Source organism: Arthrobacter sp. Z4-13, from assembly GCF_054792705.1.
The window spans coordinates 3,514,520-3,530,731 of record NZ_CP096459.1 but is presented as its reverse complement, the minus strand read 5'-3'; the positions used below and the strand labels follow the sequence as shown (position 1 = coordinate 3,530,731).

Genomic DNA, 16,212 nt, shown 5'->3' with positions numbered 1-16,212 from the left:
GGCTGGGAGTGAAACGTTCCAATTTGTCGTGCGGCAGACTCAGCTGCCGCCGCATCAAAGGAGATGTCCTCTTGCTCTATCCCTCAAAATGTTCCCGTCCGTCCAAGGACGGCCGCGCCTGGAAAGCCGCCCCGCTTGCTGTGGCGGCATCACTTACGGCTGCGGCGCTGGCATTCACCGGCGTACCCCTGGCGCAGGCCAACCCTGAAACAGCGCCCGGGTTGTCCGGCAAGGCAGGGCTCCAGCGCCAGGTGGAGAACCTGGACCGGGCACCCGTTGCCGTGCTGACAGAGCAGGGCGTCACCCTTGGCTGGCGCATGCTGGGCCTGGACAAGGACAGCATCGGCTTCCATATAATCCGCGACGGCGTCCGGCTCACCGAAGAGCCCATCCGGAACACCACCACCTTTGTGGACCCGGCCGGAACCGCAGCCTCCAAGTACGTCATCAAAACGGTGGGCAACGGCAGCGGGCAGGACAAGCTCAGCGCGGAGGTCACGCCGCTGGCCCAGGACTACCTTGCCGTCAAGCTGGACAAGCCGGCGGACGGCGTCAGCAAGGACGGAAAGCCGTACACCTACTCCGCCAACGATGCCAGCGTCGCAGACCTCGATGGTGACGGCAGCTACGAGATCATCCAGCTTTGGAACCCTTCCAACGCTCAGGACAACTCGAAGTCCGGCTACACAGGCAACGTGTACGTGGATGCCTACAAGATGGACGGTACCAAGCTGTGGCGCATCGACCTGGGCCGCAACATCCGCGCCGGCGCCCACTATACGCAGCTCCTCGCCTACGACTTCGACGGTGACGGCAAGGCCGAGGTGTCCATGAAGACGGCGGACGGAACCAGGGATGCCGCCGGCACCGTCATCGGCGATGCCACTGCCGACTACCGAAACAGCGGCGGCTACGTCCTGTCCGGTCCGGAATTCCTCACTGTGTTCAACGGTGCCACGGGCACCATCATGGACACCGTGCCGTACGACCCGCCCCGTGGAAACGTCAGCTCGTGGGGTGACGGCTACGGCAACCGGGTGGACCGCTTTCTGGCCGGCGTGGCGTACCTCGACGGCGAGCGGCCGTCCATGATGTTCAGCCGCGGCTACTACACCCGCGCCGTGCTGGTCACTTATGACCTGGTGGACGGCAAGCTGGTGAAGCGCTGGACCTTCGATTCCGACATTGAAGGGGCCGAGTACAAGGGCCAGGGCAACCACAACCTGTCCGTGGCTGACGTGGACCAGGACGGCAAGGACGAGTTCGTCTTCGGCTCCATGACCATCGACGACGACGGCACAGCGCTCTACAACACGAAGCTGGGTCACGGCGACGCCATTCACACCAGCGACTGGGATCCGTCCCGCCCGGGCCTGGAGACCTTCGCTGTGCACGAGAGCATGAGCCAGAGCGGAAACCGTGGCGCCACCTTCCGCGACTCCGCCACCGGTGAAGTCCTCTGGAGCATTCCTGCCACCCGCGACACCGGCCGCGGCGTCATCGGGGACATCGATCCCCGCTACGCCGGCGCTGAAGGCTGGGCTGTTGGCGGCGACGCCGCCTGGAACTCTCCTGTCGGCAACCTGATGTCCGCGAAGGGCGAAAGGATCGCCGAAAAGATCCCGGCCGCCAACTTCATGGCCTGGTGGGACGGGGACCTGCTCCGCGAAGTTGTCGACCACGACTTTGACGCCGTAGCCGGGGTGGGTGTCCCCACCATCTCCAAGTGGAACTGGGAAACCGAAGCCAGCGACAGGCTCCTGACCGCCACGGGCGCAAGGACCAACAACCACACCAAGGGCAACCCGTCGCTCCAGGCGGACCTCCTGGGTGACTGGCGCGAGGAACTTGCATTCCCGTCGTCGGACAGCACCGAGCTGCGGATCTACACGAGCACCTCACCCACCGAGGTCCGGCTCCGCACCCTCATGCACGACACCGTCTACCGGACCGCCGTAGCCCGCGAAAACGTAGCCTACAACCAGCCGCCGCACCCGAGCTTCTTCATCGGCGAGGGCATGGAAACCCCGGCCGCGCCGTCGGTGAAGTACGCCGGCACTGAGCAGTAGCGCCAGGCAGCAAAGCGCCGCCCGCCTCTCACAGGAGGCGGGCGGCGCTTTCGTTGTGTCCGGAATGTCCGACGCCGGTCCGGGCTTCAGTCAGCGGCGGTCAGCCCGGCGCCCGCAAGTCCGTCAGTGCTGGCCGAGGTTACCGCCGACTGGCGGCAGGCCGCCGTCGGGCCGGCGGTCGCCTTCGCGCCGTTCCCCGGCGCTGAGGTTCTCGCCTTCCAGCGTTTCGTCGGACTCGCCGGTGGTGTCCACCAGGCCGTTGGTCTGGTCGAAGGCGTGGCCCACCCTGTCATCTCCCAGATCGGCGACTGAACCGGTGGAGCCGGCAGCCGCCGCCGTACCCGTGGTCGTGCCGGTGCTGATCGGCTCTGGCGAGACCGGTGTAACGGTGACAGGTTCTGCCGGCGTGACGGTCACATCCACGACTTCACCGGAAGTGTCCTTCTTGGCCCCGGCCATGGCTGCCGCTGCACCCGCTGCCGCAGCAACGCCCAGGCCGGCCGCCATCTTGCCGGAGATGCCTGCCTTGCCTGAGTCGCCGCGGGATCCTGCGGCGTCCTCAACGCCGGGAGTGCCGGCTGGTGCTCCAGAGCTGACGCTGCCGCGCCAGGCGCCGCTGGCGTAGCCCTCATCCTCGATGAATTCCTTGAACCGCTGCAGGTCAGCTTCGGCCTGGCGGTCCACGACGTTGAGCTTGTCGCCTACCTTCTCAATCATGCCTTCGGGCTCGTACTCAAGCGTCAGCTGCAGGGAAGTCTGGCCTCCGCCGATGTCCTCGAATTCGATAGCGCCAGCGTTCGTGGCGCCTTCCGTGGCGGCCCACGCAACCTTGCGGTCGGGGATCTGCTCCAGGATTTTGGCTTCCCACTGCCTGCGGACGCCGCCGATCTCGGCCACCCACTCCAGCCGGTCGTCACTGAGCTGCGTAACGCTCTTGACGCCGCCCATGAAGTGCGGGAACTCCTCGAACTGGGTCCACTGGTTGTAAGCGGTGCTTACCGGTACGTTCACCAGAATGCGTTTTTCCACCTTCGTGCTCATAACGTCTCCTTCGCTTTGTTACCGGAAGCTGATGAGTCGGAAAAAATCATCAGCATGCTTACCAACATACCTAATGGGCTGGCTGGTTTCCAGAGCAGGAAAAAACGACGGCGGCACGTGGCGCCGGATGGCCGGGCCAGGCGCCGCCGTCGAGCCCTTTTCATTGACGAGGGACTCAGGGCAGTTCAAGGCCCACCGAAGAGGCCGCCGTAGGGCGGGATGGTGTCCTCCTGGCTGTGGCGGTTCCGGCGTGCCGTAGCGCTGTAATTCTCGCCTTCAGCTGTCTCGTCCGACTCGCCCTCGAAGTCCACCAGGCCGCCGGTCTGATCGAACGGGTGCTCGAACCTGTTGTAGGGCCGCGGCTCCGAGGCGGTCTCGGCAGCGGCTGGAGGCGTGCCGGACGCAACGGTGCTGGCCGGGCTTCCCGCCACCGACCCCGGAATTGATTCGCGCCAGGCCCCGGTGGCGTGGCCTTCGTGTTCGATGAATTCCTTAAACTTCTTCAGGTCGTGGTCCGCCTGGCGGCCCACCACGTGGAGCAGGTTACCCAGCTTCTCCACCACGCCGGCGGGCTGGTACTCGAGCGTCAGGGCGAGTTCGGTCCTGTTGTTGCCGAGGTCCTTGAATTCAATGGTGCCGGAGTTTGTTGCGCCCTCGGTGGAGGCCCAAGCGACCTTGCGGTCCGGGACCTGCTCCAGGATTTTCGCCTCCCACTGCCGGTGGACGCCGCCGATGTGCGCAACCCACTTGAGGCGGTCGTCGCTCAGCTGGGTCACGCTTTCCACGCCGCTCATGAAGTGGGGGAAATCCTCGAACTGCGTCCACTGGTTGTAGGCCGTGCTGACCGGCACATCGACCACGATCCGTTTCTCCACTTTCGTGCTCATCATGTCTCCTTCGACTGAACCGCATCCGATGAGAAACAGTGTCATCACAGCTGGCGCAGGTGCTTGGCGATCAACGCCATGTTCTGGATCAGGCGCCAGGCCCAACTGGGATGTGTGACGCTGGTGGCGTCCGACGGCGGGAGGCCGGCTTCGCGGCGTCCCGGACTTCCCTGCCAGGCGCGGGCTATTTGCCGGGTGCCGCAGGTTCCGGAGTATCGGGTCCCTCGGCCGGGTCCTGGGTGTGGACCCGGATCTCTGAGACGTCGGCGTCCGGGTCGCCCTCGGCGGGTGCCTCGGTGTGGACCCGCTCGTCCTGCAATGGATTCTCGCTCATGGCTGCTCCTGACCGCACCGGGGACTCCGCTACAGATCATTCAGCGCTCCCCGGCCCGGCCTGTCAAGGACCTTCCGCCTGCTCTGGCCGTTGTTGGCCTTCTGTGCTGGACTTGGTGCTGCAGGCGGCACCATAAGCCGCCTGACGGGCGGCATCTTTTCCAAAAAGAATAGGGCCGCCGGTCTAACCGGCTTTTGGAAGGAACACTCATGGCACCTTTTAAGATCGGATACTTCGTGGGGAGCCTCGCTACCGGCTCCATCAACAGGGTCCTTGCCAATGCGCTGATCAAACTCGCACCCGAGGACCTCGAGTTTACGGAAATCCCCATCAGGGACCTCCCGCTTTACAGCTACGATTACGACGCCGATTTCCCGCCGGAGGGCCGCGCCCTGAAGGAGGCCATCGAGGCTTCCGACGGTATCCTGTTCGTCTCACCCGAATACAACCGATCCATTCCCGGTGCCCTCAAGAACGCCATCGACTGGGGCTCCCGCCCGTGGGGGAGTAACTCGTTTGCCCGCAAGCCCACGGGCATCATCGGCGCCTCCGTGGGCAGCATCGGCACGGCGGTAATGCAGTCCTCGTTCCGCAGCGTCCTGAGCTTCCTGGACGCGCCACAGTTGAACGCCCCTGAGGCCTACATCCATTTCGATGCCGCGGTGTTCGGTGAGGATGGGGAGGTCAGGAACGAGGACACTGCCAAGTTCCTTCGGCACTTTATGGACGAGTACGCCGCCTTCGTTGCCAGGGTCCTGGCCGCCAACGCGCCCGGCCATATCGGCGACCTGGAGCACGATAGCGCGAAGCTGACGCGGTAACGCCACCAAGTGCCGAAAAATAAGGATGCCCGCCGTCCCAGCGACGGCGGGCATCCTGGTCTTCAGGAAGCATCCCAGCCTTAGTCCAGCGGCAGGGTGACCGTCACGCTGGTGCCTTGCCCCGGGGCCGAGCAGATATCCACGGAGCCGCTGGCCTCATGAACGGCGATGGACATAAGGCGGAGTCCGTAGCCGTGGTGACGACCGCATGTGGCGAGCTTGCTGTCGAAGCCTGTGCCGTCGTCGGCCACCACCAGGCGGATCCCGTGATCGACGGCGGCGAGCTGGACGGTAAGCTGCGACGCTTCCGAATACTTGAACGCGTTGCTGAGCGCCTCGCGCGCCGACTGGTACAGCAGGGACGCGCAATCCGCCGGTATTTCGATCCCCCAGTGCGGAGTGTCCCAGCGGACGGCGGTCCCGCGCTGACGAAGGGGCACCGTAAGCCGGTCGATGCAGCCGGCCAGCCCCAGGGTGTAAAAGTCCAGCGGATGCTGATCCGTGAGCAGGCCTTCTACGGCTGTTACTTCGTCTGAAACTACTTTGTTTCCCATGACTTCCTGCTCCCGCAAGCTGTTTGTCCGATACCTCCAGCGTGAACCTCAAACTGCAATGGGCGGCAAGGTTTACCTCAAGATCCCATCAATTCTTGGTGCCGCAAGGGGCTGAGCCAATCTGGCTGGATACCCGGCCCAATTAGTCGCATCTGGAGTACCCTCGGGCAGGAGCTGGCGCCTGCCCGGCGCTTAGGAGGTGCGGATGTCCTGGGAGACCTTACTTGGCACTGTGGCGGGCCTTTTGTTGGCGTACGCCGTGCTGCTCCTCCTGCTGTGGTGGTACGCCCGCCGCCATCCCGAGACCGTCACAATGAAGGACGCGCTGCGCCTGCTGCCGGACCTGCTCCGGCTGATCAGGAGGCTGGCCGCGGACCGGACAGTCGCCGTCGGGGTTCGGGTGCGGGTGGTACTGCTGCTCGCGTACCTCCTATCGCCCATCGACCTGGTGCCGGACTTCATTCCCGTGATCGGCTATGCGGACGATGCCGTTATTGTCGCTTTGGTGTTGCGGTCGGTGCTGAAGCGGGCGGGGCCAGGGGCGCTGGAAAGGCACTGGCCGGGAACCCGGCCCGGACTGGAGATCATCCTGAAAGCGGCGGCCCCGGTCCGCCGTCGGCCGTAAATTCTTTGGCCTGGTCGGCGCCTTTCGTTCCGGGGGCTGTTAGCGTGGAGGCCCGGCCACTGGAGGAGGAGCAATGACCATCAACTCACCTGATTCACTGCCTGATGACGAGCTGCAGGAGGATGGGGCGGCCAGCAAGGGCAATGACGACGGCGGTGTTCCCGGCGGCGGGGACGGCGTGGGCATCGGTGCCGATGCGGAGCCCAATACTTTCGAACCCGAAGAGGACCCCGAGGCAACCGACGGGCCGGAGTCGGAGTGACACCTGACGGGTTGATGCCGATTGAACGGCCCGGCTCAAGGTTCACTCAAGATTCACGCTGACCGGCCTAAACCGGCTTAACGGCAGGTTACCAGCCGGTACATTTCTAGTTGCTTCCAAATTTTCCCCCGAATGCGGAAGCGAACGGAAGCCCCCGCGCTCGAGCCCGACTCGCGCGGGGGCTTCCAATCACCCGCTACCTTGCTGGAATGTGCGTTCAGTACAAGAGATCGCCGACATCACGATGGCTGCCCCGGCACGTAACTTCTTCAGCCGGGCGTTGCTGGCCCTCAACGTTGAGCTGGACGTTCCGAAAGGCCTGAGCGAAGACCTGAAGAACGCGCTGCTCGCGCCTCTTTCTTGCGGGGCCCGACGGGCGTGAGTGGGGCCGGCGACGGCTGGGGGGCGGTGCCCGCGGTCTCAGGACGGACACCATCGTCGCCGGCCCCAGCCTGGTCCCCGGCAAACAGCCGGGGAAATCGATGGACTGAGACCTCAGTAGCGGAATCTACGATCTCCGCTGCTGAAAACACTAATTTGCTTCGACCCCGGGTACACGAGTAATTGGTACTCGTTAACGGTAGGGACGCCACCTGCGAGTTGTCGGAGCAACTTTTTAGCGGGATGGCTGGGAGAAAGAGAAGGGCGCCGCCCCGTTTGGAGCGGCGCCCTTCCCATCACGGAAAGTCAGTCCTTCTTGAAGGCGTCCTTGACTTTCTCGCCGGCCTGCTTCAGGTCTCCCTTGGCCTGATCGCCCTGCCCTTCGGCCCTCAGGCTTTCATCGCCGGTAGCTTCTCCGGCGGCTTCCTTGCCTTTGCCGCCCATCTTCTCGGCTGCATTACCGATCTTGTCGTCCAAACCCATGGTGTTTCTCCCTTCGGTCGGAATCCGCCCGCGTTGCGCTGACGGCTTTACGCCACCATCCTAATCCTCGGGTTTCCTGCGGGATCCTCGAATTCTTAAAGAAACCCTTGGCTTTGCGTCTTTTCGTCAGCCACCCGCACCCCGTAGTGATAGGCAAGCTTGCCGCCAAGGTAGCCGGAGGCGCCGACGATGGCATAGCCCACGAGGCTGGGAACAAAGGGAATGAGGAGGAACTCCTGCTTGTCCGCCCCAAGCCTCAGGACCCGATCAGGAAGGGCGCGTCATCGCTCCCCAGCAGCGCGACGACGTCGAAAATGAGGCTCGCTGTCCAGGCACCGATGGGGACCGTCACCAGGGTCGGGTGGAGCGGGTGTCCGTAGGGCCCTGCCAGCGGGGTTTTGGGGTGCTTGGACTGTTGGTGCGCCATGAGATTTTCCATTATTGCTCCTTATCCAGTGCGTTATCTGTTGTGGCAAGAGGGCCGGGAGGGTTGTCCCGGAGAGCGAGTGCGGCCTGCACCAGGGCCGAATGGGTCAGGGCTTGGGGATAGTTCCCGAGAAGCGCGCCGGAGGATGGGTCGATTTCCTCGCTGAAGAGGCCCAGCGGGGAGCCTTTCAGCAGCAGGGCTTCAAACAGGGCCGTGGCTTCTTGGTGCTGGCCGGTGAACGCCAACGCCTGAACGAGCCAGAAGGAGCAAGGCAGGAATGCCCCCTCCGTCCCGGGGAGGCCGTCCTGCCCGGGTGGATAGCGGTAAAGGAGCGGAAATCCGGCCGAAAGCTCCGCGCGGACCGCTTCAATTGTTCCTGTCAGGCGGGGCGAGCCGGATTCTTCCAGGCCGGTGAGCGGCAGGACCAGCAGGGCGGCGTCAAGGTCGTTGGAGCCGTAGGTCCGTGTGTACGAATTCCTGGCAGAGTCGAAGCCTTTCATTCGCACCTTGTGCGCGATCTGGTTGCGTGCCGTTTCCCAGCGGAGCCGGCGGCGCGTGCTGAGGCGGTGGGTGGTGGCGATTCGAAGGGCCCGGTCCAGCGCAAGCCAGGCCATGACTTTGGAGTGGACGTGCTGGGCCGCGTCGCCGCGTACTTCCCAGATGCCGGCGTCGGGTTGTTGCCAGGTTTCGGCTACCAGGTCGGTGAACCCCCGCATGGCACGCCACGTCTCAGAGTTCAGCTTGCGGCCGCTGTTCACGAAGGCCCAGGCTGCGTCCAGGACCCAGCCGTAGCCGTCGAGCTGGTGCTGGGTTGCAGCGAGGTTGCCGGTCCGCGCCGGGCTGCTTCCGGCATAGCCCGGCCAGTTGGGCAGGTTCCGTTCCTTCGGAACGTGTCCGCCGGCCAGGGTGAGAAGGGCGGGAAGATGCGGCCGCTGCAGCCGGCTGGCATGCAGGAGCCATCCCAGGAAGTCTTCAGCTTCCTGCGTCTTGCCGGACCGCAGGAAGGCGCCGACGCCGATGCTTGCGTCGCGGGGCCAGGCGTACCGGTAGTCCCAGTTGCGGATGCCTCCCGGCTCCTCCGGCAGGGAGGTGGTGGGGGCAGCCACCGGGGCGCCGGACGGGGAGTACGTGAGGAGGCGGAGGGTGAGCAGGCTCCGCACCACGTGCTCCCGGAACGGCATCGTGCTGTCAATCTCGTCCGTCCATACCCGCCAGCGCGCCTCGTCTTTCTCAACAAGGTTCCAGGCCGTCCCCGGGTCTACGTGGATCAGGGGTTCACCGTAGGCCAGCGCCAGGACAAGCGTGAGGGGCTGGCCGGGATTGATGGTGATGTCGAGGGTGCGGCCGGGCACAACGTTGAGATGCGGGTTCGTTCCCAGGGAGGTTGCCAGCGGACCCCAGTCGCAGATGAGCTGCGTGCCGCGGCGCACGCGCGGACGGCGGTGTTGTTCGCCAAGCCTCGGGTCGAAAAGTACAGTCACCCGGACGGGTGAGTGTTCCGCGGTCAGGCGCCTGACCAGGACGGTTGTGGGCAGGAGCTCGCCGGCCACTTCTGAGATCATGGCCTCGGTGAGGACGAGGCGCCCGGGCCCTTGCGCCCATACCGTTTCCAGGGTTGCCGTATCCGGCCGGTACCGGCGGGAAATCACGGGGGCGGGCTGGGCCGGCCCAGCGAGGAACCTGCCCGCCTCCGGTCCTCCCAGCAAGGCACCAAAGAGTGGGTCGCCGTCGAACGCGGGAGCACAGAGCCAGTCCACTGACCCCGCAGCCGAGACAAGCGCGGCGGTCCGGGTATCACCAAGGAGCCCGTAGTCCCCAATGGGCGTCGGTTTCTGCTGCGCCGCAAATGGCGTGGGCTGTTCACGCTGCTGCTGGGCCGGATCCAGTTGATGCACGCTCATCGTGCCCCCAGAAGCAGTCCAAGGACCGCACCGTAGATCACATGGGCAACCACGGCAACGGCCGGCGTCTGGATGCCGTAGTTCAGGCCAAGCAGGCCCGGTGGTTCAAGCGCTGCGGTTGTGGCGGGCCCGGCCCTGGTGGAGGCCATTCGCGGATGGATGCCCGGCAGCAGGGGCAGGATGACCGTCAGTGCCATCGCGACGTGCAGGAGTCCCAGCAGGGCGCCGATCCACCACGTCGCCTGCCCCAGGAGGGCGAAGACCGCAGCGTAACCCAACGCGAAGCCCTGCCCAGCGGCAAGATGGATAAAGAAGCCCGCCACCCTGGCCTTGTCCGGGTCAGGCGTTACCAGGGTTCCCAGCACCAGCGGCAGGTCCAGCCGGGTCAGGCCTGCCATCTGCGCGGCGATCATCACCGCTGTCAGCACTGAGGTTGCCACGAGCCCGAACAAGGCCCAGCCCTGCCAGTCCATCCCGGGTCACGTGACCCAAGCGCTAAGAGCGTGAATGCAGGCAACCCCGCAGCGCCTCACTGACCACCGCATCGTGGACCCCTTCTAAAAGTAGGTCTAATAACTTTAGAAGGGCAAGCGTGTTTAAACAAGAGAAGTTGTTTTAGAAGGATTTGCTGTAGCAGGGGGAGCGCGGCGGTTGCGGCGGCTGAGGCAGATTGGAGCCAATATCAGCCCGGAATCAGTCCACGCTCCCGCAGGTCCTGCCACAACTCATCCGGAACCTGGTTGGACATGCGATCCGCGCTTTCGCTGATTTGCTCCGGCCTGCTGGCACCCACCGTGACGTTGACGACGGCGGGGTGGCGGAAGGGGAACTGGATGGCTGCGGTGGGAAGTTCCACGCCGTGTTCGTCGCAGATCCTGGAAAGCAGCCGGGCCCGTTCCAGGATCTCTTCGCTGGCCTGGGAATAGTTGTAGTGTGCATCGGAAGGCAGTGTGGGCTTGGCGAGGATGCCGGAGTTGTAGACGCCTACGCTCACCACCCCCGTCCCCAGCTCCAGGCAGCGGTCCAGCAGTCCTTCGCCAGGGCGGCCATCCGAGCCCGGCTGTTCCAGCATGGTGAACCGGCCGGCCAGCATCAGGAGATCCAGATCGGCCGCTTCGATGCACTGCAGGGCGGCGCCGGCGGTATTGGTGCCTACGCCAATGGCCCGCACCAGGCCCTCGGCGCGGACCTTCTCCAGGGCAGGAAGCGCAGACTTCACTGCATCTTCCATGCTGTACACATCGGGGTCGTGCAGATAGGCGATATCGATGTAGCCGGTTCCCAGCCGTTCCAGGGAATCCTCAATGCTGTGCCTCACTCCTGCTTCGGAGGGGTCCCATTCACGTCGCAGTCCAGCGGGCACGTCAAAACCGTCCGGGTCCTTGGTGTCCTTGGTGGCAGGTGACGGGACGAGGACCCGTCCCACCTTGGTGGAAAGGATGAACTCGTTGCGCGGCTTGGCCGCCAGGACTTCGCCGATCCGCCGCTCGGACAGGCCCAGTCCGTAGTGCGGTGCCGTATCGAAGTAGCGGATACCGGCATCCCAGGCTGCTTCCACCGTTGCTGCCGCCTGCTGATCGGGTATGGCGCGGTACAGGTTGCCAACCCCTGTGCCGCCAAAGCCAAGGAGGCCTAGATGCTCCCGCAACTGCCCACTGTTTTGGTCCACAACACTGTCCTTTCGCATTGGCATCCACGCTGGCAGGAGCCTAAAGAGGGAGCGTTGGTGCTGTCAACGAAACCCCGGCAGCCAGCGGTCCGGTCGTGACAAGGCGTGGACCGTTTCGTCGAAATCCTGGATGGGAGCGGCATCATAGTGCCCCGATTCCCCAAAGTGAAAACCGGCATGGGACAATAGCAAGGATGACTTCCCCCACTCCTTCCTCCCCATCGCCCGCCCGCGCCCGCCAACAGGACGGCGTGCCAGCCGACAGCACCCGCCCCCAGGTCCTCCCGACGGCGGAGGGCTGGGAGCAGGCGCGTACTGTCGAGGGCCGTCCGCTCCTCCAGTTCGCCTCCCCGCGGGTGAAGCAGCCGCCGGCGCACCTGGCGGACCTGACCCTGGCCGAGCGCGCCGCGAAGCTGAAGGAGCTTGGCGTCCCTGCTTTCCGGGCAAAGCAGCTCTCCACGCACTACTTCCAGCACTGGACCACGGACCCGGAAGCCATGAGCGATCTGCCCAAGGCCGGCCGCGAGGAGCTCGTCTCCCAGATGTTCCCGCCGCTGCTCACCGAGGTTCGCCGCCTCCGCACCGACAAGGGGGACACCATCAAGTTCCTCTGGCGGCTCTTCGACGGGGCGCTGGTGGAGTCCGTGCTGATGCGCTACCCCGGTCGCATCACCCTCTGCGTGTCCTCGCAGGCCGGCTGCGGGATGAACTGCCCCTTCTGCGCCACCGGCCAGGCCGGGCTGACCCGCAACATGTCCACCGCCGAGATCGTTGACCAGGTGGTCGCTGCCAACCGGGCAATCGCGGCCGGCGAGCTGGGCGAAAACGAGCACGACGGCGAGCGGGTCACCAACATTGTCTTTATGGGTATGGGCGAGCCGCTGGCCAACTACAAGCGCGTAATGGCCGCCCTCCACCGCTTCGTGGACCCCTCGCCCGAGGGCCTGGGCATGTCTGCCCGGAACATCACCGTCTCCACGGTGGGCCTCGTCCCCGCCATCCGCAAGCTTGCGGACGAGGACCTGCCGGTCACCTTCGCGCTGTCACTGCACGCCCCCGACGACGAGCTCCGCGACGAGCTGATCCCGGTCAACAACCGCTGGAAGGTGGACGAGGCACTCGACGCGGCCTACCACTACTACCGCAAGACCGGCCGCCGGGTCAGCATCGAGTACGCGCTGATCAAGGACATGAACGACCACCCCTGGCGTGCAGACCTGCTGGCCAAGAAACTCAACCAGCGTGGCCGCGGCTGGGTGCACGTGAACCCAATTCCGCTCAACCCCACCCCCGGCTCCATCTGGACCGCCTCGGACAAGCCGGTAGCGCAGGAGTTCATAGAACGGCTCCGCGCCGCGGGGGTGCCATGCACCCTGCGCGACACCCGTGGCAAGGAGATCGACGGCGCCTGCGGGCAGCTCGCTGCCGCAGACTAGGAGCCTGGCTGGGCCATGGACGTCAGGCTAGCCCGATTCCTAACGGCAGGCGATGGGCGCAGCGCCCCTGGGCCAACCATTTTTGAGAATCATCGGCTGGCTGGGAGGGGCGGCTGAGGCCCCTCCCAGCTTCGATGCCGTATTGCTAGTACGCGAACTGCCACATGTAGCGGCGTCCTTCAAGCGAATATCCCCGCACCGCTGCGTAGTGGGCTGCGAGCCGGAACGAAATGGTGTAAAAGACCAGCGGGGCGACGAAAGCGCGCAGTTTCTGGGGGATACCGGGAAGCTCGAGTTCGCGGCTGTCCACCCGGAACGTCTCACCGCTGTATTCCTCCAGGAAGCGGTCGGCGCGTTCCGCCATGGGGCGACTCTCATCTTCGCCTAAGTACAGGATGCTTTTGGTGTCCTTGTCGAAGACCTCGAACGGGCCCTGGAAGAACTCGTTCGCGTTGAGGGTTGCCGCGTGCATCCACTGCATTTCCTGCAGGAAGCAGCTGGTGAAGGTGCTTCCCATACCCTCCAGTGATCCCGAAGCGATGAGGTACGTTACGGGGACGTCCTTCATGTTCTCGGCGATCTTGGCCGCGTAGGGCTCGAACGCGCGCACCGCGGTTTCGGTGGCGCCCGGCAGTGCAGCCAAGGCCGAGAGCTCCTCGGAGGCGTTCTGGCCTTCGCGTTCCAGAATTGCGAGGGCGAGCAGTTGCAGGAGGATCTGGTTGCCGTCCCCGGTTTTGGCCACAAAAGCCGTGTTGACTGCTTTTGCCAGGGTGCCTTCAGCGTTCAGGGTCACTGCCACTACGGCCGCCCCCCGCGCCTGCGCCCAGGAGGCTGCCTTTGCGGTTTCGGGCGTCATGCCTGCCGCCGAGAAGGAGATAACGAGCGCACCTGGCCCCACTCCGGGTGATGCGCGGTAGTAAAACTCGTCGGAGTTCACCGATGTTACGGGCGTTGTGGCCCGCCGGTCCAGGAAGTACTGGGCCGCGTGCAGGCCGGAGAGCGAGCCCCCGGCGCCGACAAGGTAGACCCTGCTGAGCTCCGACAGACCCAATACGTACGACCTGATTTCAGGCCAGAGGGTCAAGGCGTGCTCCTGGGATTCCCGGATATTGTCAGGGATTTCTTTGACAGGCTGGATTCCAATGAAGGTGCCGTCGGTCATTTTTTTGTTCCTGTACTTTCGTATGAAGGCCGTGAGCATTCCGGGGCGGACTGCGAACGGTCCGCCCCGGTTAGGTGCAGCGGCTTGGTTCCTTGAGGGGGTTACTTGCCTGTGGTCGGGGCCGGAGTTGCTGACTGCTCCGCTTTGGGCAGGTATTGCTCAGGCATCGGGGACCCCGGGAACCACTTCTGGTACAGCGTCTTCCAGGTGCCGTCTTCCATGGCTTCTGCCAGGGCCTTGTCCAGGGCCTCCTTGAGGGCGGTCTTGCTTTTGGCGACAGCGAAACCGGCGGGCGCGTCGAAGGACGGGATGTCCGCAACACTGACCAGGCCGTGCTGCTCCTGGTAATCCTTGGCCGTTTCATAGTCCAGGAAATGGGCGTCAGCTGATCCGCTGTTCACCGCTGCGATTGCTGAGTTGTTGTCCGGGAACCGGACCAGGTTCGCGGTGGTGAAGTTCTTCACCGCGTAGGCTTCCTGCAGCGTTCCCTGCACCACGCCAAGGCGTTTGCCCGCCAGGTCCTCCGCGCCGGTGATGCCGGAGGTCTTGGTGGTAATGACTGTCAGGAAACCGGCGAGGTAGCCCTCGGAGAAATCCACAGTTTCCTTGCGCTTATCAGTGATCCCAATCGCTGCCACCCCGACGTCGAACTGGCCGTTGGCCACAGCGGGCAGGATCGCGGAGAAGTCCTGGCCGGTGAAGACCACATTGTCCACCCCGGCCCGCTTGGCCACATCCTTGAAAAGCTCCACATCGAAACCGGTGAAGTTGCCCTGCGCATCGGCAAAGGCATAAGGCTTGAGATCCCCGACGCTGGCAACCCGGACAGTGCCCGGCTGAATCAGACCGTACGAGTTGTCCTCTGAAGGGGATGACGAGGGGCTGCCGCCACAGGCAGTGACAACGCTGGCGATCACAGCCGCTGAGGCCATCAGCACGCCGAGGCGGAACTTTTTTGAATAAGTGCGCATTGCTTTCCGATCTGCGAAAAAGGTAGTCGTCACGAGGCCGTATTCGACGATGATTCGCCGCAGCTGTTGTGAGAGCGTTTTCAGATACGGCAAAGCTACAGTCACCGGTTCGGGCTCGTCAAGAGATGCTTCCGAGACGTTTCCCCGCGCTGTTAGAGCGCGGATTCCAAGGCTTGCGCATCTTTTGGCAGGCGGCGGACCATCTGGCGTGGGAAATTTGTGGCTCGACTTTCTGCGAACGTTCTCTTATCCTCGTTAGGATGACTACTTGGGAGGCGCGATGGTTTCGATCCTGACGGCTAGGGACAACGTTGTTGACTGCTACTTGGATGAGGGGCAGGTTTTTGCGGGCGGCAATGCCCTGAACGCGGCGGTTTTCGCACGTCGCGCGGGAGCAAGAGCGGCCTACGCCGGCACCGTGGGGACAGATGCTGCCGGAGCCCTCATCCGGGATGCCCTGATCCGTGAAGGGGTGTCCACGGACTTACTGCAGGTCCGGCCCGGCAGTACCGCTTACTGCGTGATTGGCCGGAACAACGGGGACAGAGTGTTCCGGGAAGTCGGACTCGGAGTCTCCCGGGCCGAATTCGATGGCGGGTTCGTTTCACCGGCGTCCGGTTTTGATGCGGTCCACCTCAGCGTCTCCAGTCTCCTGGAGGATTTGGCGCCGGACCTCGCATCCGTCTCACGCGTGTCCTTCGACTTCTCCACCAACAGGGATACCGGTCTTCTCAGCACGGTCGCGCAGCACTGTTATCTCGCATCCTTTTCGGGAGGAGACCTCACCGGACCCGAGGGACTCGATCTGGCGCGGCATGCCATCGCACTCGGTGCCACCTGGGCGCTGGTAACACGTGGAGCAGACGGTGCTGTCCTGGTGGGCCGGGAACAGGCCTACCAAGCCCCGGCGGCAAACACCACCTTGGTGGACACTCTGGGCGCCGGTGACACATATATCGCCACCCTTTTGACTGGGCTGCTGCAAGCAAATAACCCGCATGAGGCGATGACAAAGGCGTCAGAAGCCTCTGCCCTCACATGCAGCAGGCTCGGAGCCTTCGGGGAAGGAGAACTCCTCACCGCCATGCCTCTGCCCACACCTGGCGTAGGTCGCACTGCCTGAGTAGCCTGGAAGGCCCGAATCGAACCCTGGGTTATGTCTTGGAAGGGTGCCGCTGCACGAGGCAGG

General features: G+C 64.3%; 17 protein-coding genes and 1 pseudogene. 7 read left to right on the top strand and 11 right to left on the bottom strand.

Going from position 1 to position 16,212, the window contains the following annotated elements; all coding sequences use genetic code 11:
- The first annotated feature begins 71 nt into the window (after positions 1 to 71).
- Entirely contained in the window at positions 72 to 2,069 is a 1,998-nt protein-coding gene (locus M1E07_RS18125; RefSeq protein ID WP_461188009.1) for a rhamnogalacturonan lyase, read from the top strand.
- Positions 2,070 to 2,192: 123 nt separating this feature from the next.
- On the opposite strand, the gene M1E07_RS18120 is transcribed toward M1E07_RS18125, so the two are convergent.
- From M1E07_RS18120 to M1E07_RS18110, 3 genes are all read right to left on the bottom strand, one after another.
- Positions 2,193 to 3,110, bottom strand: a complete 918-nt coding sequence (locus M1E07_RS18120; RefSeq protein WP_461188008.1) for an SRPBCC family protein — start codon at positions 3,108 to 3,110, stop codon at positions 2,193 to 2,195.
- A gap of 185 nt (positions 3,111 to 3,295) precedes the next feature.
- Positions 3,296 to 3,997, bottom strand: coding sequence for an SRPBCC family protein (locus tag M1E07_RS18115; protein ID WP_461190433.1), 702 nt, complete (start codon positions 3,995 to 3,997; stop codon positions 3,296 to 3,298).
- Positions 3,998 to 4,181: 184 nt separating this feature from the next.
- Positions 4,182 to 4,331, bottom strand: a complete 150-nt coding sequence (locus M1E07_RS18110; RefSeq protein WP_461188007.1) for a hypothetical protein — start codon at positions 4,329 to 4,331, stop codon at positions 4,182 to 4,184.
- Positions 4,332 to 4,540: 209 nt separating this feature from the next.
- Here M1E07_RS18110 and M1E07_RS18105 point away from each other — a divergent pair, with 209 nt between their 5' ends.
- Positions 4,541 to 5,152 (top strand): NADPH-dependent FMN reductase, encoded by a 612-nt coding sequence (locus tag M1E07_RS18105; RefSeq protein WP_461188006.1) that lies wholly within the window; start codon positions 4,541 to 4,543, stop codon positions 5,150 to 5,152.
- Positions 5,153 to 5,232: 80 nt separating this feature from the next.
- On the opposite strand, the gene M1E07_RS18100 is transcribed toward M1E07_RS18105, so the two are convergent.
- Complete coding sequence (locus tag M1E07_RS18100; RefSeq protein WP_461188005.1) at positions 5,233 to 5,706, bottom strand: sensor histidine kinase; 474 nt, start codon at positions 5,704 to 5,706, stop codon at positions 5,233 to 5,235.
- A gap of 424 nt (positions 5,707 to 6,130) precedes the next feature.
- Between M1E07_RS18100 and M1E07_RS18095 the strand changes: the two are divergent.
- The 3 genes and pseudogenes from M1E07_RS18095 to M1E07_RS18085 all read left to right on the top strand — a co-directional run.
- A pseudogene (locus tag M1E07_RS18095) lies at positions 6,131 to 6,212 on the top strand (YkvA family protein); the annotation flags it as partial.
- A 192-nt stretch (positions 6,213 to 6,404) separates the two neighbouring features.
- Complete coding sequence (locus tag M1E07_RS18090) at positions 6,405 to 6,593, top strand: hypothetical protein (RefSeq protein ID WP_461188004.1); 189 nt, start codon at positions 6,405 to 6,407, stop codon at positions 6,591 to 6,593.
- A gap of 211 nt (positions 6,594 to 6,804) precedes the next feature.
- Positions 6,805 to 6,975, top strand: a complete 171-nt coding sequence (locus tag M1E07_RS18085; RefSeq protein ID WP_461188003.1) for a hypothetical protein — start codon at positions 6,805 to 6,807, stop codon at positions 6,973 to 6,975.
- Between the two features lie 305 nt (positions 6,976 to 7,280).
- On the opposite strand, the gene M1E07_RS18080 is transcribed toward M1E07_RS18085, so the two are convergent.
- From M1E07_RS18080 to M1E07_RS18060, 5 genes are all read right to left on the bottom strand, one after another.
- Complete coding sequence (locus M1E07_RS18080; protein WP_461188002.1) at positions 7,281 to 7,457, bottom strand: CsbD family protein; 177 nt, start codon at positions 7,455 to 7,457, stop codon at positions 7,281 to 7,283.
- Positions 7,458 to 7,713: 256 nt separating this feature from the next.
- Positions 7,714 to 7,896 carry a DUF2231 domain-containing protein gene (locus M1E07_RS18075; RefSeq protein ID WP_461188001.1) on the bottom strand — a complete coding sequence of 61 codons (183 nt, stop codon included), beginning with the start codon at positions 7,894 to 7,896 and terminating at the stop codon, positions 7,714 to 7,716.
- On the bottom strand, positions 7,896 to 9,785 hold the full coding sequence (locus M1E07_RS18070) for a glycoside hydrolase family 15 protein (RefSeq protein WP_461188000.1): 1,890 nt from the start codon (positions 9,783 to 9,785) through the stop codon (positions 7,896 to 7,898). Before M1E07_RS18070 ends, M1E07_RS18075 begins: the two co-directional genes overlap by 1 nt.
- Complete coding sequence (locus tag M1E07_RS18065) at positions 9,782 to 10,258, bottom strand: hypothetical protein (RefSeq protein ID WP_461187999.1); 477 nt, start codon at positions 10,256 to 10,258, stop codon at positions 9,782 to 9,784. The genes M1E07_RS18070 and M1E07_RS18065 overlap by 4 nt, the downstream gene beginning before the upstream one ends.
- 209 nt (positions 10,259 to 10,467) lie before the next feature.
- Positions 10,468 to 11,454 carry an aldo/keto reductase gene (locus M1E07_RS18060; RefSeq protein WP_461187998.1) on the bottom strand — a complete coding sequence of 329 codons (987 nt, stop codon included), beginning with the start codon at positions 11,452 to 11,454 and terminating at the stop codon, positions 10,468 to 10,470.
- Between the two features lie 194 nt (positions 11,455 to 11,648).
- On the opposite strand from M1E07_RS18060, the gene rlmN reads away from it, so the two are divergent.
- Positions 11,649 to 12,890, top strand: coding sequence for a dual-specificity RNA methyltransferase RlmN (rlmN, locus tag M1E07_RS18055; RefSeq protein ID WP_461187997.1), 1,242 nt, complete (start codon positions 11,649 to 11,651; stop codon positions 12,888 to 12,890).
- Positions 12,891 to 13,035: 145 nt separating this feature from the next.
- Here the strand turns inward: rlmN and M1E07_RS18050 are convergent, their stop codons facing one another.
- Together M1E07_RS18050 and M1E07_RS18045 are read right to left on the bottom strand one after the other, a co-directional pair.
- Positions 13,036 to 14,052 (bottom strand): SIS domain-containing protein, encoded by a 1,017-nt coding sequence (locus M1E07_RS18050; protein ID WP_461187996.1) that lies wholly within the window; start codon positions 14,050 to 14,052, stop codon positions 13,036 to 13,038.
- A 101-nt stretch (positions 14,053 to 14,153) separates the two neighbouring features.
- On the bottom strand, positions 14,154 to 14,984 hold the full coding sequence (locus M1E07_RS18045; protein WP_461190432.1) for an ABC transporter substrate-binding protein: 831 nt from the start codon (positions 14,982 to 14,984) through the stop codon (positions 14,154 to 14,156).
- Positions 14,985 to 15,303: 319 nt separating this feature from the next.
- Between M1E07_RS18045 and M1E07_RS18040 the strand changes: the two genes are divergently transcribed.
- Positions 15,304 to 16,146, top strand: coding sequence for a PfkB family carbohydrate kinase (locus tag M1E07_RS18040; protein WP_461187995.1), 843 nt, complete (start codon positions 15,304 to 15,306; stop codon positions 16,144 to 16,146).
- Positions 16,147 to 16,212: the final 66 nt, after the last annotated feature.